The sequence below is a fragment of the Actinomycetospora sp. genome (genome assembly GCF_036497585.1).
Lineage (GTDB): Bacteria > Actinomycetota > Actinomycetes > Mycobacteriales > Pseudonocardiaceae > Actinomycetospora.
The window spans coordinates 1-21,139 of record NZ_DASXJD010000172.1 but is presented as its reverse complement, the minus strand read 5'-3'; the positions used below and the strand labels follow the sequence as shown (position 1 = coordinate 21,139).

General features: G+C 73.5%; 23 protein-coding genes and 1 pseudogene. 7 read left to right on the top strand and 17 right to left on the bottom strand.

Translation table 11 applies throughout. The features are described 5' to 3' along the window. Positions 1-299: sigma factor (locus VGH76_RS16820; protein WP_331557850.1), on the bottom strand; the 299-nt coding region annotated here is incomplete at its 3' end. 215 nt (positions 300-514) lie between these two features. Between VGH76_RS16820 and VGH76_RS16815 the strand changes: the two genes are divergently transcribed. Both VGH76_RS16815 and VGH76_RS16810 read left to right on the top strand, forming a co-directional pair. Beyond that, positions 515-1,114 (top strand): TetR/AcrR family transcriptional regulator, encoded by a 600-nt coding sequence (locus VGH76_RS16815; RefSeq protein WP_331557849.1) that lies wholly within the window; start codon positions 515-517, stop codon positions 1,112-1,114. 61 nt (positions 1,115-1,175) lie between these two features. Next, entirely contained in the window at positions 1,176-2,036 is an 861-nt protein-coding gene (locus VGH76_RS16810) for a sterol desaturase family protein (RefSeq protein ID WP_331557848.1), read from the top strand. Here the strand turns inward: VGH76_RS16810 and VGH76_RS16805 are convergent. From VGH76_RS16805 to VGH76_RS16780, 6 genes and pseudogenes are all read right to left on the bottom strand, one after another. Beyond that, complete coding sequence (locus tag VGH76_RS16805; RefSeq protein WP_331557847.1) at positions 2,033-2,671, bottom strand: ribonuclease H; 639 nt, start codon at positions 2,669-2,671, stop codon at positions 2,033-2,035. The genes VGH76_RS16810 and VGH76_RS16805 overlap by 4 nt on opposite strands. Before the next feature lie 46 nt (positions 2,672-2,717). Beyond that, positions 2,718-4,427, bottom strand: coding sequence for an MOSC domain-containing protein (locus tag VGH76_RS16800; protein WP_331557852.1), 1,710 nt, complete (start codon positions 4,425-4,427; stop codon positions 2,718-2,720). Between the two features lie 2 nt (positions 4,428-4,429). Further along, positions 4,430-4,774 (bottom strand): SDR family oxidoreductase, encoded by a 345-nt coding sequence (locus tag VGH76_RS16795; RefSeq protein WP_331557851.1) that lies wholly within the window; start codon positions 4,772-4,774, stop codon positions 4,430-4,432. Between the two features lie 127 nt (positions 4,775-4,901). Continuing rightward, a pseudogene (locus VGH76_RS16790) lies at positions 4,902-5,102 on the bottom strand (short-chain dehydrogenase); the annotation flags it as partial. 80 nt (positions 5,103-5,182) lie between these two features. Beyond that, the gene (locus tag VGH76_RS16785) at positions 5,183-6,553 is read right to left on the bottom strand and encodes an NAD(P)/FAD-dependent oxidoreductase (RefSeq protein WP_331557846.1); all 1,371 of its coding nucleotides are present in this window, start codon (positions 6,551-6,553) and stop codon (positions 5,183-5,185) included. Continuing rightward, positions 6,550-6,756: a VOC family protein gene (locus VGH76_RS16780; RefSeq protein ID WP_331557845.1), complete on the bottom strand. Its 207-nt coding sequence runs from the start codon at positions 6,754-6,756 to the stop codon at positions 6,550-6,552. The genes VGH76_RS16785 and VGH76_RS16780 overlap by 4 nt, the downstream gene beginning before the upstream one ends. A gap of 178 nt (positions 6,757-6,934) precedes the next feature. On the opposite strand from VGH76_RS16780, the gene VGH76_RS16775 reads away from it, so the two are divergent. Together VGH76_RS16775 and VGH76_RS16770 are read left to right on the top strand one after the other, a co-directional pair. Further along, positions 6,935-7,711 carry a sigma-70 family RNA polymerase sigma factor gene (locus VGH76_RS16775; RefSeq protein WP_331557844.1) on the top strand — a complete coding sequence of 259 codons (777 nt, stop codon included), beginning with the start codon at positions 6,935-6,937 and terminating at the stop codon, positions 7,709-7,711. A 35-nt stretch (positions 7,712-7,746) separates the two neighbouring features. Beyond that, positions 7,747-8,661: a sensor histidine kinase gene (locus VGH76_RS16770; protein ID WP_331557843.1), complete on the top strand. Its 915-nt coding sequence runs from the start codon at positions 7,747-7,749 to the stop codon at positions 8,659-8,661. A 9-nt stretch (positions 8,662-8,670) separates the two neighbouring features. Here the strand turns inward: VGH76_RS16770 and VGH76_RS16765 are convergent, their stop codons facing one another. From VGH76_RS16765 to VGH76_RS16755, 3 genes are all read right to left on the bottom strand, one after another. After that, positions 8,671-10,716, bottom strand: a complete 2,046-nt coding sequence (locus VGH76_RS16765) for a DEAD/DEAH box helicase (RefSeq protein WP_331557842.1) — start codon at positions 10,714-10,716, stop codon at positions 8,671-8,673. Between the two features lie 356 nt (positions 10,717-11,072). Next, on the bottom strand, positions 11,073-12,134 hold the full coding sequence (locus VGH76_RS16760) for a sodium:calcium antiporter (protein WP_331557841.1): 1,062 nt from the start codon (positions 12,132-12,134) through the stop codon (positions 11,073-11,075). Between the two features lie 188 nt (positions 12,135-12,322). After that, positions 12,323-12,499, bottom strand: coding sequence for a hypothetical protein (locus VGH76_RS16755; RefSeq protein WP_331557840.1), 177 nt, complete (start codon positions 12,497-12,499; stop codon positions 12,323-12,325). Positions 12,500-12,698: 199 nt separating this feature from the next. On the opposite strand from VGH76_RS16755, the gene VGH76_RS16750 reads away from it, so the two are divergent. Next, positions 12,699-12,923, top strand: coding sequence for a hypothetical protein (locus VGH76_RS16750; protein ID WP_331557839.1), 225 nt, complete (start codon positions 12,699-12,701; stop codon positions 12,921-12,923). 19 nt (positions 12,924-12,942) lie between these two features. On the opposite strand, the gene VGH76_RS16745 is transcribed toward VGH76_RS16750, so the two are convergent. Genes VGH76_RS16745 through VGH76_RS16735 form a run of 3 tightly spaced genes read right to left on the bottom strand, consistent with a single transcriptional unit; the run spans position 12,943 to position 15,649 of the window. Further along, the gene (locus VGH76_RS16745; RefSeq protein WP_331557838.1) at positions 12,943-13,752 is read right to left on the bottom strand and encodes an endonuclease/exonuclease/phosphatase family protein; all 810 of its coding nucleotides are present in this window, start codon (positions 13,750-13,752) and stop codon (positions 12,943-12,945) included. Next, the gene (locus VGH76_RS16740; protein ID WP_331557837.1) at positions 13,737-14,384 is read right to left on the bottom strand and encodes a DUF2332 family protein; all 648 of its coding nucleotides are present in this window, start codon (positions 14,382-14,384) and stop codon (positions 13,737-13,739) included. The genes VGH76_RS16745 and VGH76_RS16740 overlap by 16 nt, the downstream gene beginning before the upstream one ends. Continuing rightward, the gene (locus VGH76_RS16735) at positions 14,345-15,649 is read right to left on the bottom strand and encodes a protein kinase domain-containing protein (RefSeq protein WP_331557836.1); all 1,305 of its coding nucleotides are present in this window, start codon (positions 15,647-15,649) and stop codon (positions 14,345-14,347) included. The genes VGH76_RS16740 and VGH76_RS16735 overlap by 40 nt, the downstream gene beginning before the upstream one ends. Positions 15,650-15,897: 248 nt before the next feature. On the opposite strand from VGH76_RS16735, the gene VGH76_RS16730 reads away from it, so the two are divergent. Continuing rightward, entirely contained in the window at positions 15,898-16,500 is a 603-nt protein-coding gene (locus tag VGH76_RS16730) for a DUF1326 domain-containing protein (protein WP_331557835.1), read from the top strand. 4 nt (positions 16,501-16,504) lie between these two features. Next, a complete protein-coding gene (locus tag VGH76_RS16725; protein WP_331557833.1) occupies positions 16,505-17,317 on the top strand; it encodes a DUF2182 domain-containing protein in 813 nt (270 codons plus the stop codon). A 54-nt stretch (positions 17,318-17,371) separates the two neighbouring features. On the opposite strand, the gene tatA is transcribed toward VGH76_RS16725, so the two are convergent. From tatA to VGH76_RS16705, 4 genes are read right to left on the bottom strand one after another with little or no spacing between them, the layout of a single operon-like run. Next, positions 17,372-17,599, bottom strand: coding sequence for a Sec-independent protein translocase subunit TatA (gene tatA / locus VGH76_RS16720; RefSeq protein ID WP_331557832.1), 228 nt, complete (start codon positions 17,597-17,599; stop codon positions 17,372-17,374). Beyond that, positions 17,596-17,907 (bottom strand): hypothetical protein, encoded by a 312-nt coding sequence (locus VGH76_RS16715; RefSeq protein WP_331557831.1) that lies wholly within the window; start codon positions 17,905-17,907, stop codon positions 17,596-17,598. Before VGH76_RS16715 ends, tatA begins: the two co-directional genes overlap by 4 nt. Positions 17,908-17,950: 43 nt before the next feature. After that, on the bottom strand, positions 17,951-18,427 hold the full coding sequence (locus tag VGH76_RS16710; RefSeq protein WP_331557830.1) for a (2Fe-2S)-binding protein: 477 nt from the start codon (positions 18,425-18,427) through the stop codon (positions 17,951-17,953). Between the two features lie 9 nt (positions 18,428-18,436). Next, the gene (locus VGH76_RS16705; protein WP_331557829.1) at positions 18,437-20,797 is read right to left on the bottom strand and encodes a molybdopterin cofactor-binding domain-containing protein; all 2,361 of its coding nucleotides are present in this window, start codon (positions 20,795-20,797) and stop codon (positions 18,437-18,439) included. Positions 20,798-21,139 lie beyond the last annotated feature (342 nt).

Here is a 21,139-nt window from a genome sequence, read left to right as displayed (position 1 = left end):
TCCGCCGGCAGCGGGGCTCCGAGGTCGCCGCCCGGGACGGCCGCCGGACCGAGGTCGACGCACAGGGCCCGCCGTCGCGCGCCGCGCAGCAGGTCGAGGCACACCGTCGTCGCGATGCGGAAGACCCAGGGACGCAGCTCGCCCCGCGCCGGGTCGTAGCGCCCGGAGTGGCGGAACGCGCGGACGATGGCCTCCTGCACCGCGTCCTCGGTATCCGCCGCCGAGCCCAGCATCCGGTAGCAGTGCCCCCGGAGCGGGACCCGGAGCGCCTCGAGATCCTCGACGGTCGGCGTGGCCATGGGGTCAGTCCAGCACGTCACCGCCACGTGGCCGAGACGTAGCTCCCCACGGCGAGGTCGTCGAGCAGGCGGCGGCGAGACCGACGACCGGTACCTGGACACACTCTCCGCGGCGCTCGAGGCCGCGCTGGGTGCCTGCGGCTCGTGAGCACTTTCCGTGGCTATAGCCCCCGAAAGTGCTCACAGGCCCGGAGGGCACCTTAGGCTCGCTCGTCGTGGCGAAGGTCGGGACGAAGGGGGTCTCCCGCGCCGAGCGGGAGGAGCAGATCCTCGGCCTGGCGATCGAGGAGTTCGGCGTTCACGGCCATGCGCACGTCTCGGTCGCCGAGATCGCCAGCCGGGCCGACATCTCCAAGCCGCTGATCTACAGCTACTTCGGCTCGCGCGACGGGCTCGCGTCGGCCTGCGTGCGCCGGGCCGGGGACCTGCTCGTGCGGGGCATCGCCGCGGCGCCGGTCGACGCGGACGCCGGCCGGCGGGCGCTGGACACCCTCACCGCGATCTTCGCCGTCCTGGAGGACTGCCGGCACGCCTGGTCGGTGCTCTACGACCCGACGATCCCGCGGGGGAGCGAGGTCCACGCGCTCGCCCGCGGCTACCGGGCCGAGCTGGCGGCGATGGGCGCCGCCGGGACCGCCGACGTGCTGCGCCGGGCCGGCGACACCGACCCGCTCGACCACGACCTGCTCAGCCGGGTCTGGCAGCACTCCGTCCACGCGGTCGTGCTCTGGTGGCTCGAGCACCCCGAGCTGGACGCCGACGCCATGGCGGCGCGCTGCGCCCGCGTCCTCGTCGCCATGGGCAACCCGATCTGAGTCTTGACCGGCCGATATGACTCCGCGGTAACTTACCCGGCAGTCACGGAGGGAGCGCACCATGCCGGCCTCGGTCTGGGACCAGATCAACACTCCGCTGCTCTACGCCCTGCCGTTCTTCGTGCTGTTCATCGCGATCGAGGTCGTGGCGGTCCGCCACGCCGCCCGCGAGGACCTGCGCGGCTACGAGGCGCGGGACGCGCGCACCAGCATCGGGATGGGCGTCGGCTCGCTGGTGTTCTCGACGCTGCTCAAGACGGTGTCGCTCGTCGTCTACGTCTTCCTGTGGACCTACGCCGCGCCGTGGCACGTCCCGGCCGACACGTGGTGGAGCTGGCTGCTTCTCATCGTGCTCGTCGACCTGGCCTGGTACGTGACGCACCGGTTCTCCCACCGGGTGCGGTTCGCCTGGGCCGGGCACCAGGCCCACCACTCCAGCGAGTACTTCAACCTCAGCACGGCCGTCCGGCAGAAGTGGAACCCGTGGGTGGAGGGCATCTTCTGGCTGCCGCTGCCGCTGCTCGGGTTCACCCCGTGGACGATCTACATCGCGTTCTCGGTGAACCTCGTCTACCAGTTCTTCATCCACACCGAGACCGTCGACAAGCTCCCGCGCCCGGTCGAGCTCGTCATGAACACCCCGTCGCACCACCGTGTGCACCACGGCAGCGATCCCGAGTACCTGGACAAGAACTACGGCGGAATCCTCATCGTCTGGGACCGCCTGTTCGGCACCTTCGCGGAGGAGCGGCAGCGGCCGCGGTACGGGCTGACCAAGCCGGTGGAGACCTACAACGTGTTCCGGCTGCAGTACGGCGAGTACGCCGCCATGATCGCCGACGTGCGGACGGCCCGTGGAGCGCGCGCCAAGCTCGGTCACGTGTTCGGCCCGCCCGGGTGGCGCCCGGCCGTGGAGGCCTAGGACACGGCCTTCGACTGCTCGACGGCGAGCCGGTCCACCAGGTCGTTCATCTCGTCGCCTGAGTGGCCCTTGGTCCACCGGAAGGAGATGTCGCCCCGCTCGTTGACGATGGTGATCAGCGGTTCCCAGAGATCGCGGTTGACCACCGGCTTCTTCGCGCTGGTCACCCAGCCCCGCGCCAGCCAGCCCCTCCACCAGCCGTCGCGGAAGCAGTTCACGACGTAGGTCGAGTCGCTGACGACGACGAGGGGTCCCTCCAGCGCGCGCACCGCCTCGAGGGCCGCCCGGATCTCCATGCGCTGGTTCGTGGTCCCGGCCTCAGCGCCGCTGGCCTGCCGGCCGTCCCGGGTGGCCCACGCCCAGCCCCCGGGCCCCGGGTTGCCCGAGCACGCGCCGTCGGTCCACACCTCGAGTGCGCCGTCGGCGGCGGGCATGTCCGGGCGCGGGGCCTTCGTCGTCGTGGCCTTGCCCGACGACGACGTCGGGCGCGCACCGGAGGAGCCCGACGACGGGCCGGCCGTGTCGGCGCACGCCGCGTGCGCCCACCGCTGGCCGGCCTTCGCGATGTCCTCGCCGGGACGGACGGGGGAGGCGCAGACCCCGCAGGTGGTGGCGTACTTCGCGGTCATCGGCATCGCCGGCGATCCTAGTCGGCGACCCCGGCCCGCCGGCCGCGGCGACTCACAGGTCGAGGACCACATCGGACGTGGGCCGAGCGCAACAGATGAGCACCTGCCCGTCGGCCGGCGGCTCGAGCGGCGCGGGGGAGTACGTGACGTCGCCGGAGAGCCGACCCGTCGTGCAGGTGTGGCAGACCCCCGTCCGGCAGCTCCAGCGGGTGGGGACGTCGCAGGCGTCGGCGAGCTCGAGGACGCTGCCCGCGGTGGTGGGGAACGGGCTCGCGAGGCCGCTGCGGGCGAAGGTGACCAGCGGGCCCGTCCCGGGTGGGCCGGGCGGTTGGTGCGGGGGCGGGGCCGCGCGGCCGACGATCCCCGGGGTGCTCGCGGATCGGGCGGCGAACAGCTCGGTGTGGATGCGGTCGCCCGGGACACCGAGCGCGATGAGGGCGTGCTCGAGGTCGGTGGTGAACGCCGTCGGGCCGCAGAGGTAGGCGTCGGCGTCGGTGGGGAGACCGAGGTCGGCCAGCTTCTCCGCGGTCAGCCGGCCGGTCCCGGCCCGGCTCCAGAACACGTGCTCGTGGGCGTACGGGAGTGCCGCGAGCAGGGCGTGCGCCTCGTCGCCGAGGGCCTGGTCGTGCGGCGTGCGGGCGCCGTGGATCCACCAGATCTCGCGGTCGCGGTGGCGGGCGACGCACTCGTGGAGCATGGCCAGCTCCGGGGTCACCCCGATGCCGGCCGAGAGGAACAGGATCGGGCTCCGGCCGTCACCGAGAACGAACTCGCCACGCGGGGCGGCCACGTCGAGCACCGCCCCGGCGCGGACCCGCCCGGTTAGGTAGCCGCTGACGGTGCCGTACGGCTCCTGCTTGACGCTGATCCGGTACCGGTCGGCCCCCGGGGCGGAGGACAGCGAGTAGCTGCGCACCGGGGCGGGCTCCCCGGCGCCCGCGACCCGCACCGTCAGGTACTGGCCCGCCCGCGCGGTCGGCAGCGGAGCGCCGTCGAGCGGGGCGAGGCAGAACGAGGTGACGGTGTCGGTCTCGCGGACGACCTCGGCGACCCGCAGGGACCGGAACCCGTCCCAGGCGGGCTCGTCGGGCACCGACCCGGGTGCGTGGTCGTCGAGCAGCTCGCGGAACGACCCCTGCCACCCCGGGCTCAGCGCCGGGATGTCGGTCGCCGTGCGGAGCCGGGCCCGGTCGCGTCCCGGGAGGTAGAGCAGCGCGTCGGCCTCGGCCACCGTGAGCGCGTGCGGCCCCGACCGCGTCCGGGTGATCGGGTCGCCGGCCCGGATCGTCCCTTCCCGCAGCACCCGCATGTAGAAGCCGGGTCGGTGGTGGCCGACCAGCAGGGCAGGCAGCTCGGGCTCGCCGAGCCGCAGCCCCACCCGGTAGCAGGTGACGCGCGGCTGGGTCACCTCGAACTCGGCGTCCCCGATGCGGTAGCGGTCGCCGATGCACACCTCGTCGTCGGCCAGGCCGTCGACGGTGAGGTTCTCGCCGAACTGGCCGTACACGAGGTCGTCCCGGCCGAGCTCCCGCTGCCAGTGGCGGTAGGAGTCGATCTGGTAGACGAGGACGGCGCGCTGCTCACCGCCGTGACCGGCGAGGTCGCCCTGGCCGTCGCCGTCGAGGTTGAGCCGCCGCACCCGGCACGCGCCGTCCACGGCGGACTTCCACACCCCGGTGTGCACGGTGCGGCCCTGCCACGTCACGTCCTGTGGCAACCCGACGTTGACCGAGAGCAGCGTCGGCTCCTGGTGCCCACTCATGGTCAGCGGTCGAGGAGCTGCTGGCCGCCGTCGATGTCGTAGGTGGCCCCGGTCAGGGCCGTGTTGGTCATCAGGTGGACGGCGAGCGCGGCGACGTCCTCGGGCTCCACGACCCGCCCGATCGGGAGGGTCTCCCGCAGCTGCGCGCGGCGGGCGTCGAGCTGGTCCCCGAGCAGCGTGGCCGAGAGCGGGGTGTCGACGAAGCCGGGCGCGATGAGGTTGACCCGGGCCGGGGCGAGCTCGAGCGCGAGCCCGGCGGCGAGGGCCTGCATCGCGACCGTCGTCGCCGAGGCGAGCACCAGGCCCGGGGCCGGACGGCGGGCGCCCGTGCCGCCGACGAAGACCAGGCTCCCGCCCGGGCGGAATCCTGCCCTGCACGGCGCGGGCGACGAGGAGCGGCAGCCAGAGGTGCTCCTCGACCGAGCGGCGGGCCCGGTCGAGGTCCATCTCCGCCAGCGGCGCGTAGTAGGGGCCGCCGACGGTGATGAAGAGGTGGTCGAGCGAGGGGAGGCTCGTCAGGAAGGCCTCGAGGGCGGGGACGTCCGTCGCGTCGAGGGCCGCGGAGCTGCGTGCCCCGATCTCGTCCGCCGCGCGGCGGAGGCGCTCGGGGTCCCGGGTGACCAGGTCGACGTCGGCGCCCTCGGCCCGGGCGCGGCGGGCGGTCTCGAGTCCCATCCCGGCGCTGCCGCCGATCACCACGACGGTCTGGCCCGTCAACGGCTGCGAGGTGTGGGGCGGGGACGCGGTCGCGGTGCTCATGCGGACTCCTGTCGGGTCGCCGCGCCGGCCGGCTGCCGCGCGGAGGTGATGACGCCCTCGAGCGTCTTGAGCGCCCCCACGTAGATCTCGGAGAAGGTGGGGAAGGGCTGGATGACGTCGCGCAGCACGGCGAGGGGGACGCGGGCCCGGATCGCCAGGGTGGCCTGCTGCAGCCACTCCCCGGCCTCCGGTCCGAGGGCGTGGGCGCCGGTGATCCGTTCGCCGTCGGAGAGCAGGGTCAGGAAGCCGTTCGACTCGGCGTAGGCGCGGGTGTAGGTGGCGGTCTTGGCCACCTCGGCCACCAGGGCGGTGGCGCTGAAGCGCGCTGTCGGTGCGCCCACCGACGCCGCCTGGGGGTCGGTGTAGACGACGCTCGGGACGGCCTCGTAGTCGGCCTCGCGCGGGGCGCCGAGCAGGTTCGCGGCGACGATCTCGCCCTGGTACTTCCCGACGTGGGTGAGCAGGCGGATGCCGGTGACGTCGCCGACGGCCCAGAGCCGCTCCCCGGCCCGCATCCGGGTGTCGACGGACAGGCCGCGGGGGTCGGGCTCGATCCCGACCGTCTCCAGCCCGATGTCCGCGGTGCGAGGCCGCCGGCCCACGGCCACCAGGATGCGGTCCCCGCGCAGCTCCCGGCCGTCGTCGAGGGTGAGCACGTAGTCCTCCCCGTCGCGACGTGCCCCGGTGGCGTGCACGCCCAGGGCGAGCTCCACGCCGTCGCGGCGCAGCACCTCCCCGAGCGCCTCGCCGAGCGGGGCCGGTTCGCGGGCGAGTACGTGCGCGGCGCCCTCGACGAGGGCCACCTCGCCGCCGAGCCGCCGGACGGCCTGGGCCATCTCCACGCCGACCGGTCCGCCGCCGAGGACCAGGAGCCGGCGCGGCACCGCGGTCATCGCGGTGATCTCACGGTTGGTCCAGACCCCGTCGAGCCCGGCCAGTCCCGGGACGGGCGGGATCACCGGGTCCGCGCCGGTGGCCACGACGACGTGCGAGGCTGTGTGGCGGACGCCGTCGACCTCGACGGCGCCGGTCCCGGCGAGCTGGCCGCGGCCGCGGATCAGGTCGATGCCCTGGGACGCGAGGTAGCGCTCCTGCCCGAGGTCAGTGTGGTCGGAGACCATGAAGTCCCGCCAGGCCAGGGCCGCCGCCACGTCGACCTCGGCGGTGGCCGCGGCGTCGCGCGCACCGCGCACGGCCTCGCCGGGACGCAGCAGGGTCTTGGAGGGGATGCAGGCCCAGTAGGAGCACTCGCCCCCGACGAGCTCGCGCTCCACGAGGGCCACGCGCAGCCCGCCCTCGGCGAGCTCCCCGGCGCAGTGCTCGCCCGGCGACCCGCCGCCCAGGACGATGACGTCGTGGGAGGTCATCTCCCCACCCTCCTCAGCGGCTGCACCACGCGGAAGCCCGGGCCGGTGGCGACGTCGGCGTCGAGCCGCCACCCGAGGCCGCGGTAGAAGGCCAGCGCCCGGTCGACGTCCGCCACGGGCAGGACGACGACCTCCAACCTCATCGCCGTGGTCTGGTCCGTCGGGTCGACCGTGCTGCCCGGACTGGTCTGCACGCTGCTCATGGGCTCGTCTCCGGAGGGCGGTGGAGGGTCGGTGAGCTCTCCAGTAAGCCGCCGTGCCGCGAACCCAAGGACGTTCTGGAGACCTACCGACGCCCCGGCGGCCGGTGCGACAATCCCTGAGCCTCGACGAAGGGGGCTCGATGGCCGCACCTCACCATCGACGCGGCCGTACGGACCCATGACGGGGGCCGCGTGGCTCACCCCCGAGCAGGAACGCGAGCTGGTCGTCGCGACCGAGGCCGGGGACCTCGAGGCGTCCCGCCGGCTCGTCGAGGTGTTCCTCCCGTCGATCGCGGCCCACGCGCGTCGGTACTCGACCGGTCTGGGGGTCCAGCGTCAGGAGCTCCTCCAGGAGGGGGTCGCGGGTCTCCTGTTCGCCGCCCGCCGCTACGACCCGCGGCTCGGCACCCCGTTCTGGGCCTACGCCTCGTACTGGGTGCGCAAGGCGATGCAGGACCTGGTCGCGGAGCTGACGATGCCGATCGCCCTCTCCGATCGGGCGGTGCGCGGGTTGACGAGCATCCGGGCGGCCCGCCACGAGCACCTCGCGCGGCACCGGACCGAGCCGACCACCGACCAGCTGGCGGAGGCGACCGGGTTCACCCGTGACCAGCTCGAGCGGCTGCAGGCCGCCGCGCGCACCCCGCGCAGCCCCGAGGACGGCGCCGTCGTCGATCAGGTCCGCGACACCCACGCCGAGCACGCCTTCGAGCAGGTGCTCGACGCCATCGAGGTCGGTGAGGTCCGGAGCCTCACCGATCGGCTCGCCGAGCGGGAGCGCGCGGTCCTGCTCGCCCACTACGGGCTCGGCGCTCCTGCGCAGACGCTCCAGCAGATCGGCCAGTCCCTCGGGCTCACCGCCGAGCGCGCCCGGCAGATCGAGTCGGCCGCCCTGGGCAAGCTCCGCGTGGCGCTCGCCCGGCCGGCGCCTGTCCGTGGGTCGCCGAACGCGTAGCCTTCCGTGAGCAGCGGGTCACAGAACGGCGCTCGATGAACTCTGGCATCACCGACCTCCGGCACGAGGCCCTCGTCTACGACGGCCTCGACGAGTACGTGTCGCGCGCGGTGGCATTCCTGCGCGAGGGCTTGCGGCGCGGTGAAGGCGCCGTCGTGGCGCACACCCGCGGCGGCCTCGCGGTCGTGCGCGAGGCGCTCGGGGACGACGCGGACGCCGTCACCTTAGTCGACGTCGGCGCGGTCTACACCCGGCCGGCCCGCACCCTCGCCGCCTACCACGCGGTGTACGCCGACCAGCTGGCGCGCACGCCGGCGCTACGAGCCGTCGCCGACGTCCAGTTCGGGCCCGACCCGGGGGAGTGGGACCTCTGGACGGCCTACGAGGCCGTCTTCAACGAGTCGTTCGCGCACCTCCCGGCGTGGGTCGTCTGCACCTACGACGGGCAGCGCCTCCCCGACGACATCCGGGACGCCGTGTGGCGGACCCACCCGAGCGTCGCGACCGCGGCGGGCTCGCGGGCCAGCGAGCACTACGAGGAGCCCCGCGCGCTGCTGCGCCGCGTCGCCCCGTCGCCCCCACCCGTCGAGCGCCTCCGGTCGATCGGGTTCGGGAGGGACGTCGAGGACTTCCGCGAGCGGCTGGCGGGCGAGCTCGCCGCCGCGGGCGTCCCCGAGCGGCGGTCGCTCGACATGCTGTTCGCGGCGACCGAGATCGCCGCGAACGCGGTCCACCACGGCGGCGGGGTGCGCGACGTGCGCGTCGGCCACGCCGCCGGCCGCTTCGCCTGCGAGATCGTCGACGCCGGCCTCGGCTTCGACGACCCCGCGGCGGGCTACCTCGCTCCCCGCGACGGCGCCGGGTCCGGGTTGTGGATCGCCCGTCAGCTGACCTGGCAGCTGGACTTCCTCCACACCCCGGCGGGGTTCACCGCGCGCCTCGTCCTCTGACCGGCGGCCTCACGCCGCGACGTCGGCGGCGAGGGCCTCGGTCAGCAGCGCGACGAGCGCCGCGTGCTGTGCGTCGGCCGACGACCCGACCTCCTCCTCGGACCCGTCGAGGGCCACGGCGGCGAGCCCGGCCTTGTCGTCGATCAGCCCGGCGATCCGCGCGTCGATGGTCTGCGCGGCGATGATGCGCCACGCGGTGACCGGCTCGGACTGGCCGATGCGGTGGCTGCGGTCGATCGCCTGGGTCTGCTCGGCGGCGGTCCAGGGGAGCTCGGCGAGCACGACGTTCGAGGCGACCTGCAGGTTGATGCCGACCCCGGCCGCCGTCAGCGAACAGACCACGACGGCGACGTCCGGGTCCTCGACGAAGGCGTCGATGTTCCGCTGGCGCACGTTCGGGGTCTGGTCGCCGCGGATCGAGGAGTACCGGACCCCCTGCTTGGCGAAGGTCTCCTCGGCGGCGTCCATGACGTCGACGTGCTTGGCGAAGAAGACGACCTTGCCGGCGCTGCGGGCGAGCTGCGCGGCGTAGTCCGCCGCGAGTGAGGCCTTCGCCTGGCCGATGCGGCGCATCATGCCGAACACGTTGTCGCCGCTCGACGAGCCGGCCGCGTCCTTCTGCTCCCAGGTCGCCACCCGGCGCACGAGGTCATGATCGATGCCCTCGGCGGGGCCGGAACCCCGCGCGGCGAGGGCGTCCCGGTACCGGATGACCATCCGCTGGGCGAGGTCGCGCTCGGCGGCCCGGATCGACCGGCCGGTCGCCCCGTCCAGCTCGACCGGGAGGTCGGCGATGCGGCGGTCGGGGATGTCGGCGGCCACGTCGACCTTGCGGCGCCGCACGATGCCGAGATCCACCACGCAGCGTCGCGCCGCCGTCGAGAAGCCCGGGTCGGCCGGGGTCAGGCCGGTGTCCGTGAGGGCGTCCATGAGGTCGGCGAGCGGCTTCTTCTCGTCGATCCAGCCGAGGAACTCCCAGATGGCGAGGAAGTCCTCGATGTCGTTGATCAGCGGGGTGCCGGTGAGGGCCATCAGCAGCGGGCGCCCGGCGAAGGAGCGGATGCGCTCGGAGAGCTCCAGTACGTGCTGCGACCGCTGCGAGCCCTTGTTCTTGATGAAGTGCGCCTCGTCGACGACCATCCCGCGGAAGCCGAAGTCGGCGAGCCAGCCCCGGTGCCGGTCGAGGACCTCGTAGTTGACCACGACGATGTCGGCGAAGCCGTCGACGGACTCCCCGTTGCCCTGCACCGCGGTGGCCTTCCGGCGGGTCGACCACAGCCCGGCCTCCCGCACCCAGTTCGTCTTCACGACGTTCGGCACGACGACGAGCAGGGGGTAGGCCTTGGACGCCTCGGCGGCGAGCAGGGCCTGCGCGGTCTTGCCCAGCCCGGGCTCGTCGGCGAGCAGGAAGGTCCGGTGGCCCTCCGCGGCCGCGGCCACGACCCGCGCCTGGTGGGGCATGAGCTCCCGGCCGCCGGGCACCCAGAGGGACCCGGGCTCGGGCAGGGCCATGCTCGTCGAGGCCCCGTCGCCGGCGCGCTCGAAGGACCGCAGCAGCGGCCCGAGCAGCTCCCACCCGGACAGCCGGGTCGGGCGGGGAGCGCTCGGCCGGGCCGCCGAGAAGTCGGGGGCGAGGAAGGGGTTGGCGAGCTTGCGGGAGACGACCGACTGCGGCACCACCCCGGGCTTCGCGGGGGCGGTGTCCGGCTCCTCGACCGGCGGGGCCGGCTCCGGCTCGGTCTCGATGCCCGCCCGTGCCAGCATCTCGCGCTCGAGCGTCCGGGCCTCGTCGGAGACGACGGCGTCCTCGGAGAGCAGGGCGAGCAGGGCGGGTTCCCGGACGGCGGTCCTCGCGAGCGACGTCGCGAGGTCGTCGAGGCGCTTGAGGCGCTCGGTCCGCCGCGTGTCGCCGATGTCCTCGGCCGCCCGCACGCGCGCGCGCTCGTCGCGCAGCAGCAGGGCGGTGGCCTGGAACTTCGTCCGCGTCCCGGATGTCACCCGGCCCCTGCCCAGGGCGGTCTGGACCTCGCGGACGGTGTCGGCGAGCACCGACATGACGTCCTCGCGCTTGCGACCGCGGCGACGGTCCTGGGGGGCGCCGCGGCGAGCCCTGTTCTGGGGCTGGCCTCGTCGAGCCACGTACCTCCTCCGGTACACCCGGCCGGGTGCCGGGCAGCGGACAGCGGCGGACGGGTCGCGCGGAGCGCCGGGATGGCCCCTCCACGATGCGACCTGACCCACGAAGCGACGGGAGACCGCCGCCGCGGGACCGAACGGCCCGCGTCAGGAGATCGTGGGGGATGGCATCCACCGCACGAGCCGACCGGACAGGGCCCGGCGACCGCGCTCCTCCATCGTACCGCGTCCTCCCCGGGCGGCGCGTCGACGCGCCCGGACCGGATCGGCCCGACTCAGGAGATGAGACCGAGGACCACGGCGAAGGCGCTGTAGAACGCTGCCGCGCCCACCAGCCGACCCGCCGTCAGTCGCCGGGTGCGCAGCAGGAAGAGCAGGTAGCCGACCGCGCCGACGGTGGCGACGCCCGCCGCGAGCAGGGCGCCGTCGAACAGCCACGGCGTGAAGAGCAGGCCGAGGCCCGAGGGCACGGTGGCCTGGATCATCATCGCCCCGGAGATGTTGGCCAGGGCCAGCTGCGTCTTGCCCTGCCTCACCCAGATCAGGGCGTTCATGACCTCGGGCAGCTCGGTGGCGATCGGGGACAGCAGCAGGGCGACGACCACCGGCGAGAGCCCGAGCGCGGGCCCGGCCCACTCGAGCTGGGCCACGAACAGCTGCGACGCCCCGAAGATGACGACCAGGGTGCCGAGGGTCTGCAGCAGCACGGCCCAGCGGGCCGGGACCGCCCGCCGCGGCTGCAGCTTGAGGGGTTCGAGGTCCTCGGGCGAGGTCTCGCTGTCCGCGCGCATCTCGCGCCAGAAATAGACGCCGTAGGCCGCGAAGAAGGCCAGACCCAGCCACGGCTTGATCGCGAAGGCGACGAACCCGAGCCCGACCTTGACCACGAAGATGACCAGGAACCATGTCTGGTCCCGGGCCAGGCGGCGGGAGTCGACGCCGACCAGCCCGCCGTCCTCGTCGACCGGGACCGGGCGGCGCTCCCTGGTCGGCGGCACGGTCGAGGCCACCGGGCCCCGCGCCGCCCGCGTCGCCCGGCGCCGGCGGACCAGCAGGGTGGCCCCGACGACCGCGTAGGCGATCGTCCCGACGACCAGCGGCCCGCCGAGGGCGGCCCCGATGCCGATGTCGCCGCCGTGCTCGCCGCCGCCGAAGGTGACCGCGACCAGCGTCACGACGCTCTCGGGCAGGGCGGTCCCCACTGCGGCGAGGATCGTCCCGACCGCCACCGGCCCGACGTTGAGCTGCAGGCCCAGCCACTCGACGGCGTTGACGAACCACTCGCACGAGAGGTAGATCGCCACCGCGCAGCTGAGCAGCAGCAGCACGTGCACCACGGGGGCCTCCTTCGACCCACGGCGGGTCGGACCCGTCGCGCTGGATCGAAGGTCTCGCCCACCGGCACCGAGGGTGCGGGTCCAGGGACCGGGAAGATCGTTCTTCCAGTGTGTCGACCACCTGGCGGGGGGCTACTCCCCTTCGCCGTCCACGCTAGCGCACGCCTCGGCACCCCGGTCGGGTCGGCTCAGGACCGGGAGCGCTCGTCGCCGATCAGGACGCGGCGCATCGACCGCGACACGCTGCGGGCGATCGGCAGCTTCGACGGGCTCCCCAGGCGGTCCCGGGCGGCGGCCAGCGCCAGTGCCAGTCCGTAGAACCACAGCGGGAGCAGCACCACGGCGACCACGACGATGACGGTCATGACCCTCCTGGTGCTCGTCGGGGCGTTCGGTCAAGCGTAGGTCAGGTCGCACCGGGTGGCGAGGGTCACGGAGATCGACGTCGTCGTCCCGCGGTCCCGGAGGGACGACCCGATCGGGTGACCCGCTCCCTCGCTAACGCTTTCCCCGGCCCGTGCGACATCACGGGCAGATAACGGTTCGGCCTCCCGAGGAGACGATGTGACGATCACCGAGATGCTGCTGGAGCGGGCGCACGACATCGATGCCTGCGACGGCTACGTCGTGATGGTGGCCGACCCCGACACGTGCGCGGTCGACACGCACGGCCCGTTCACCGGGTTGGAGGCGGCGATCGAGGCCGACCGGCGCCGTCACGAGCTGGACGCCGAGGAGCTCCACGACGTCGTCGTCCGGGTGGTGCGCTGGCACCGGGCGCCGGCCTGAGCGGGCCGGGCCCGGCCCCTCAGCCGCCGAGGCGCAGGTCGACGACGAGGGGACGGTGGTCCGACGCCGTCACCTCCGGCGCCTCGGGCGCCCCGGCGGGGTGAAGGCCGCGGAGGAAGACGTGGTCGATGGCTCCCTCCGCGGTCGTCGGGACCCGACCGTCCGGGTCGACCTCGGCGAACCCGGCGCGCAACGGGGCCAGCTCGGGCGCGGCGGCGCCGAGGTTGAGGTCGCCGAGGACGACGGCCGGTGCGGGGCCCGCCGCGTCGAGGGCCAGGCGGCGGACCTGGTCGGCGACGACGCCGTCCAGCCCGAGGTGCGTGGTGTGGACGGTGACCGTCGCGCCGGAAGCCGTGGTGACGCGCAGCCGCAGGAACCCGCGCTGCTCGTCCCGGTGGTCGGGCGGGTAGGTGGCGACGACCGGGTCGGTCACCGGCAGCCGGGAGAGCACCGCGAGGCCGTACTGCACGTCGTCGGGGCCGGTGCCGCAGGCCGGCCCGAGCGCGGCGTTGACCGGCGCGTGCGCCTCCGCGGTGGTCGGCGGGCGGATCGGGGCGGGGACCACCCGGTAGGCCAGGCCGTGGTCGCGGGCCAGGAGCGCGGCGAGGTCCTGGGCCTCGCCGGCACAGATCTCCTGGAGGGCGAGCACGTCGGGGTGCAGGCCGGCGACGACCGGCGCCCACTCCGCGGGGTCGTGCGCGTGGGTCTCGACGTTCCAGGTCACGACGCGCAGGTCGGCCGGGCCGGGTGGTGGCGCCGGCGGCTGCGGTGTGGAGCAGCCGCCCGCGACGAGCAGGACGGCGAGGGCCAGGGCTACCCGGCCAGCCACGACACCCACCGACCCCGCGACCAGCAGCGCCCGAGGGCCTCGGCGTGCGACGCCGACCCGTCGGACAGGGTCAGTCCGACGATGCTGTGGCCGGAGGCCGGGCGGTCCCCGAGCGTCGGGACCCCCGGCGCGACCCCGACCCCTTCCACCGACACCCACGCCACCGGCCGGGTGGCCGCCGCGTCGTGGAGGAGGGCGAGGAAGCGGTGGCGGCGCTCGACCGGGACGCGCGAGAGCGCCCATGTCGTCGTGACGACGGGCAGCGCGTCCGAGGGCACCCGGTCCACCGCGTCGGCGACGTGGAGCGGATCGCGGTCGGGTCCGAGCCGTGCGACCACCTCGGGCATCGGGCGGTCCGGGAGCGGGCGGCCACCCACGACCGACGCGGTCAGCTGGAGCGACGAGGACGGGTCGCCCAGGAACTGCCCGTTGTCGTAGGTGATGCCGACGCGGTCGACGAGCAGGGCGGGCCCGTGCGGGGAGCCCACGTCGACGAGCCCGATCGCCGGCGCCGCGAACCGGCGCGCCGCCTCGACGACGGCGGGGTGGAGCGCGGCGTGCACCGCGGTCTCCCGCGAGCGCGCCCCGGTGCTCAGCAGGGCGCGAGCCAGTCGGCGAGCTCGCCGATGCACTCGGTCATGTTGCCGCCCGCGCCGTCGGCCCAGACCAGCCGGGTGGCGCCGTCGCGGTCGAGCAGCATCTCCACCGCGACCCAGTCGTGCCCCGACCGGTCGCGCAGCCGGACGTGGTAGCTCCGGCCGCTGTAGCAGGGTGTCCACCAGGCGCGGTCCACCTGCCACACACCGGTGCGCAGCGCCAACCGGACGAGCTCGCCGGGCCCGTCGTGGCACTCGGCCAGTCGGGACTCGACGTCGTCGGTCGCCCGGGCCCGTCGCGGGGCGGGCAGGACCGGGGCGGTGGCGTCGCGCGTGCGGTCGCGCGGCTCGGGGCCCGGCGACGGCGAGCCGGCCGACCCGGCGGGGTCGACCCGGGGGAACGACCGGGCCGAGGTCGACGCACCGCCCCGCAGCGACGCCAGCCACTCGAGCGGATCGGGCCGCCGGCCCGGGTCGGGGCTGAAGCCGTCGAGGATCTGCTCGGCGAGCGCGCCGGAGGTGCCGGCGAGGAAGGGGTGGGCGAAGAGCTGGTCCGCGAGCTGCTCCGCGTCGGCCGGCGGCGCGGTGCCGACCAGGACGAAGAAGCCCAGGGCGGCGAAGCCGTAGCGGTCGGCGGCCGGGCTGTACTCACCGCGGGTCCAGACCTCCGGCGCGGCGAACCCCGGGGTCGCCGCCGGCATGAGGGTCTGGTGGGAGGAGAGCCGGACCTGCCCGAAGTCGACGAGCACGGCACGGTCGTCGTCGGCGACCACGACGTTGCCGGGGGACAGGTCACCGTGGACCACGCACCGACCCGACGGGGTCACCCGGCCGCTGTGGAGCATCTCCAGCGCGCCGGCAACCTGCTCGAGCACGCGCAGCCCGGCCACCGTGCCCTCCCGGCCGGGGTGCAGCAGCAGCCAGTCCCGCAGCGTCGGGCCCGGCACCCAGTTCATGACCAGGTAGAGGGCCCGTTCGGCGCCCGTGGCCTCCGAGGGCCCGCCGTCCTGGGCGCACGGGTGGGGCGGGACCCCCTCGAAGTGCTCACGCACGGCCACCACAGCGGGATGGGTGACGAATCGGAGCATCTCGGCCTGCTCGGCCCACCGTCCGCTGATGCGCTCGAGGTCGTCCTGGTGCTCGGGCCGCAGCACCTTGACCGCCACGGTCTCGGACTCCCCGGCGAGGTCGACCTCGGCGCGCCACAGCGACGCCTCACCACCGTGGCCCTCCAGCCGGACCAGCCGGTACTTGTTCGGCCGGTCCGACGGCCCCACGAACAGGTCCTGGCCCATGGCCATCAGCCCCCACCGTCTCCGCCGAACACCTCGACGATAGCCCGTTGCCGGGCCGCGGTGTCCCACCCGACGACGCCGCACCCCGCCCTGCCCGGAATCGTGATCGGAATCGTCGTGATCCGTGACGGTGAGTAGGAGCTCGAATGCGGGCAGAGTCGGTGAGGCGTCGGGCGAGGGCCCGTCTTGACAGTGTTCGGGGTGCGCAGGACAGTCGTTGTCCCGCAAAAGGATTCGAAAACGGGGGAGCTGCGATGTCGTGGAATCTTCGGGGTCGCTACGTGGAGACGTGCTCCTGCGAGCTGATGTGCCCGTGCAATCTCTCGTTCGACCACGGCGCGACCTACGACTTCTGTCGGGCGAGCCTGGTCTTCGACATCCGCGAGGGTGCGGTCGAGGGCACCGACATCGCGGGCTGCAAGGTCGCGATCATCATCGACACGCCCAAGGTCATGACCGACGGCAACTGGCGCGTCGGGGTCTTCGTGGGCGAGGAGGCCAGCGACGAGCAGTTCGGGCAGCTCGTCCGGGTGTTCAGCGGTCAGCTCGGGGGCCCGATGGCGGGTCTCGCGCCGCTGATCGGCGAGATGCTGGGGGCCGAGCGCGCCGCGATCGAGATCGAACACGACGGCCTGCGCCATTCGGTGCGCATCTCGGGCGGGATCGAGTTCGAGATCGAGGACATCGTGCCGTTCGGCGTCGAGTCCGGGGAGCCCGTGCGGTTCGCCGGCATGTTCCACCCCGTGGCGTCCGACCTCACGATGGCCGAGGCCCGGCGTTCCCGGATCGACGCCTTCGGCATCAGCTACGAAGGCAGGACCGGCTTGTCGACGTCTGATTTCACCTGGGCGGCCTGAGGCGGTGACCACCGCTCCGGACCGTCGGTGGGCGCCCGAGGACGGCCTGCGACCGGCGCTGTCCGCCGTGCGGTGGCGTCTCGGGCTGGTGCTGTCGCTGTTCCTCCTCGCCGGGCTCGGCTGGTGGTGGACGGCCGACCAGATGCGGGGGATGGACGACGGACCCTGGACCGACCTCGGCGGCTTCGGGTGGTTCGTGCTCGTCTGGCTCGTGATGATGGCGGCGATGATGTTCCCGTCGGTCGCCCCGACGGTCGCGCTGTACGCGCGGATGACCAGGACGCGATCGCCGCTGTCGCCCCCGGCGTTCACCGCCGGCTACCTGTCCACCTGGACCGCGGCCGGCGTCGTCGCCTGGCTCGTCGGCGCGGCCGTCCGTGGGTTGCCCGGGGACGTGCTGTCCTGGGACCACGGCGGACGCGCACTGGCGGCCGGGGCCATCGTCGTCGCGGGCGTCTACCAACTGACGCCGTGGAAGAACGTCTGCCTGGGCAAGTGCCGCAGCCCGTTGGGCTTCCTGCTGGGTTCCTGGCGCGACGGGCCGGCCGGCGGCGTGCGGATGGGCGCGCGACTCGGCGCCTGGTGCCTGGGGTGTTGCTGGGCGCTCATGCTCGCGCTCTTCGCGCTCGGGATCATGAGCGTCGTGTGGATGGCGGCGATCGCCGCCCTGATCGCGATCGAGAAGACCGTGCCGTGGCGTGCCGTCGCGACCTACGGGATCGCGATGGGGCTGATCGTCCTCGGCGTGCTGGTCCTCGTGGCACCGGACGCCGTGCCCGGGCTGACGATCCCGGGTGGCGACGGCATGGTGATGTGAGGGCCCGGCCGGGCCCTCGGGGCCCGGCCGGGACCATCACATCTGGCCGGCGGCTCAGCTCGCCCGGCGTCGCTCCTCGCCGGGCTCGGCCGGGGCGGCCGTGGCGGCCGTGGCGGCCGTGGCCCCCGCGTTCTCGTGGGAGAGCTCGCGGATCTCGCTGTGGAACACGCGTGCCGACTGGCCGACCGACCGGGCGAGGTCGGGGAGCTTCTTGGCGCCGAAGAGCAGCACCAGGACGCCGACGATGATCAGCCAGTGCACCGGGCTCAGGGCGCCGGTCACTCGAAGGGCCCGTTCAGGAGCAGGCCGCCGGCGGGGCCCTCGACGAAGCGGGGGTCGGCCTGCGGGTACTGGGTCTCGGTGCCGTTGGCGTCCTCGGGCCGGGCGTTGCCGGTGAGGTCGTCGTTCGCGTCCATCAGCGACGCGGCGGCGTTGCCCGCCGTCGCGAGCACCGCCGTCGGTCCCTGGACCGGGCTCTGGGTGCTGGGGTAGTCGGTGGTGGCGGCCTGCGCCGTGCCGGCGGCGGCCAGCGGCAGGACGGCTCCGGCCAGGCCGGCGGCGGCGGCCAGGGCGCGCGTGCGAGTGGTCATCGGGGGTTCCTCTCGGGTGGGACGACGGGGTTCGGGAAGGGGGTCACATGTTCTCGGCGCCGGCCTTGATGGCCTCGCGGATGCGGTTGTAGGTGCCGCACCGGCAGATGTTGCGCAGTTCCTCGATCGCGTCGTCGTCGATGGCGCGACCCTCGGCCCGGCACTGCTTGACCTTCGCGACCGCGGCCATGATCTGGCCGGGCTGGCAGTAGCCGCACTGGGCCACGTCGTTGTCGACCCACGCCTGCTGCATGGGGTGCAGGTCGGTCTTCACCGTGTCCGCGAGGCCCTCGATCGTCGTGACCTCGTCGGTGGGCTGGATGTCCTTGACCTGCACCGAGCAGGGGTTGAACGCCTTGCCGTTGATGTGGCTGGTGCACGCCTTGCAGACGTTGATTCCGCAGCCGTACTTGGGGCCGGTGACCTTGAGCAGGTCGCGGAGCACCCAGAGCAGGCGCACGTCGTCCTCGACGTCGACGCTGACCTGCTCGCCGTTGAGCTGGAACGTGTGCGGGGGCACGGGCTCCTCCTAGAAGGTCGTCTGCAGGCCGTTGGTCGGCGACGGCGGGACCGGCGGCGACGTCGGGTACGGCGTGAAGGGCAACGGGTCCTTGTGGTCGAGCGGGAAGTAGGTGGGCACCGTCCCGGTGGCGCGGGCATAGGCGCAGGCGATCGCGCCGCAGGTGGCGGCGATCCCGAACTCCCCGGCCCCGCCCGGCTCGGGCGCGTCGGAGTCCATGATCACGATGTTCATCTCCGGCGGGGTGTTCCACTGCCGGGTGTAGAAGTAGTTGTCCCAGCTCGCCTCGACGAAGTGCCCGTCGTCGAGGTGCAGGCTCGAGGTGAGCGTCATCGCGAGCGCGTCGTTGATCCCGCCCATCATCTGGCCCTCGAGGCCGCGCGGGTTGATGACGAGCCCGACGTCGACGACGTAGGTCACCTTCGTGACACGCGGGCCGGTGCGCGCCTGTCGGATCTTCCGGTTGACCGTGGCGGGGCGGCAGTCGAGCTCGACGACGCAGGCGGCGGCGCCCTTGTACTCGACGTGCAGGCCGATGCCCTGGGCGGTGCCGTCGGGCATCGACCTGCCCCAGTCGGCCTCCTGCGCCACCCGGTCGAGCACCGCCTTCCACCGGGCCTGCTTGGCGAACTCCGAGCGGAATTCGTACGGGTCCTTGCCCAGCTTCGCCGCGATCTGGTCGACCATCAGCTCGCGCGCGGTGGCGACGTCGGGCGAGTAGATGTTGCGCATCGAGCTCGTGTTGAAGCCCATGTCGACCTCGTTGAGGAACCGGGTCGAGGCGCCGAAGTTGTAGGGGGTTACCTGGGTGGTCTCGAAGATCGACTCGGAGACGGTGAGGTTGCCGCCGGGCGCCTTGGTGGCCGCCGCGGTGATCGCCTCCGACAGCCCCGGGTTGACCTCGGTGGCGACGCTGGTGTGGCGGATCTCGAAGCTGGTCACCGCATCCGCGGTCACGTTGGCCCGGATGCGGCAGGTCGCCATCGGGTGGGTGCGGCCCTGGCGCGAGTCGTCGGAGCGGGTCCACATCAACTTGACCGGCTTGCCCATCGCCTGGGAGACGAGGGCCGCCTCCTCGGCCGCGTCGAAGAAGAGCTTCCGCCCGAAGGACCCGCCGCCCTCCTGGACGTGGAAGGTCACGGCGTTCTGCGGGATGCCCAGCTTCTTCGCGATCTCGGCCTGGGCGGCGATCGGGCTCTTCGACGGGCCCCAGATCGTGGCCCTGCCCTCGCGGACGTCGGCGATCGCGCAGTTGGTCTCGAGCGAGGAGTTGCTGCGGAAGTAGAAGACGAAGTCGCCCTCGAGGCTGCCGGGCAGCTTCGGCGCCACCAGCGGGAGCTCGGCCGCGCGGAGCTCGTTCAGCACCGAGTCGTCGTCCGCGCCGTGGACGGTGCCCTTGGCCCAGGTCACTTCCAGCGCGTTCACCGCGTCGATGCACTGCCCGAAGGTGTTGCCCCGGACCGCGACGCCGCCGTCGACCTTCACCACGTCGGTGATGCCGGGCATGGTCCGGACTGCGTCGAGGTTGGCGACGGCGCGCGGGAAGCCGTTGAGGTCGGGCGCCCGGCAGAGCACCGTCGGCAGGGCGCCGGCGATCTGCAGGTCGGTGGTGAACTTCTTCTTGCCGGTGACCATCGCGAGCGCGTCGGACTTGGTCCGCGGCTTGCCGATGATCGTGAACTTCTCGCGCTCCTTGAGGACGACCTCGACGGCCTGGGTCACCGGGGCGGCGGCCTTGGTCGTGAGCTCGCCGAAGGGAAGCGACGCCCCGTTGGGCCCGGTGATGAGGCCCTGACGGCTGCTGAGCACGTCGCGGTCTTGGCGCAGCTCGGCCGAGGCGGCGTCGAGGAGCCGGCCCTGGGCCAGCGCGGCCGCCACCCGGATCGGGGTGAAGGTGCTGAACGTCGTCGACGAGCCCCCGGTGAGCTGGTTGAACACCAGCTCCGGGCGGGCGTCGGCCAGGGTCACGACGACCTGGTCGGGGTCGAGGCCCATCTCCTCGGCGATGATCATCTGGGTCGAGGTGATGATCCCCTGCCCGTTGTCCGAGCGGGGGAGCGCGAAGGAGACCGTGTTGTCGCGGTTCACCTTGATCCGGATCAGGTTCGCGGTGGGTCGCGCGGAGTCCCGGATGACGTCCAGGAGGTCGTAGACCTCGGGCGTCTGCGGGGCGGAGGGTACCGCGAACGCGGACGCGCTGGGCGTCGCGTCGAAGACCGTCTCCCGGGTGAACTCGGCGGCCGCGACCAGCGTCGTCCCGGCCACCACGTAGCCGAGGAAGCGGCGGCGGCTCAGATCCGACCGGCCGAACGTCGAGGTGTGCTCGCGTCGTGGCCTCGAGCGCGTGGTGGTCGCCCGGTGGTTGGGCATCCTCGCCCCTCCCGACACCGCACCGTCGACGGCTTGGGGTGCCGCCCACAGCGAGGTGAAGCTTGTGTTGAGGCCCACAACGACACCGACACTCCACTGTTACGCCGGCTCACTGCGGTCAGGTGTCGACAATCAGCCTCCGGACGACCGCTGATCGGCCGGGTCCGGATCATCGGCCGGGAACTGTCGCCCAAGTCGTAAGCCTTTTTCGTGCACCGGTCGCAGGGTCGGTCCGCGGTCCGGGTCAAGCCCGACACGCCGACCTTCATCATCTGGTCGAGTGAACCCTCCGGACGTTTCGCGGGGCGCGGCCGGCGCCGCCCACCGAGGAGCCATCTGACC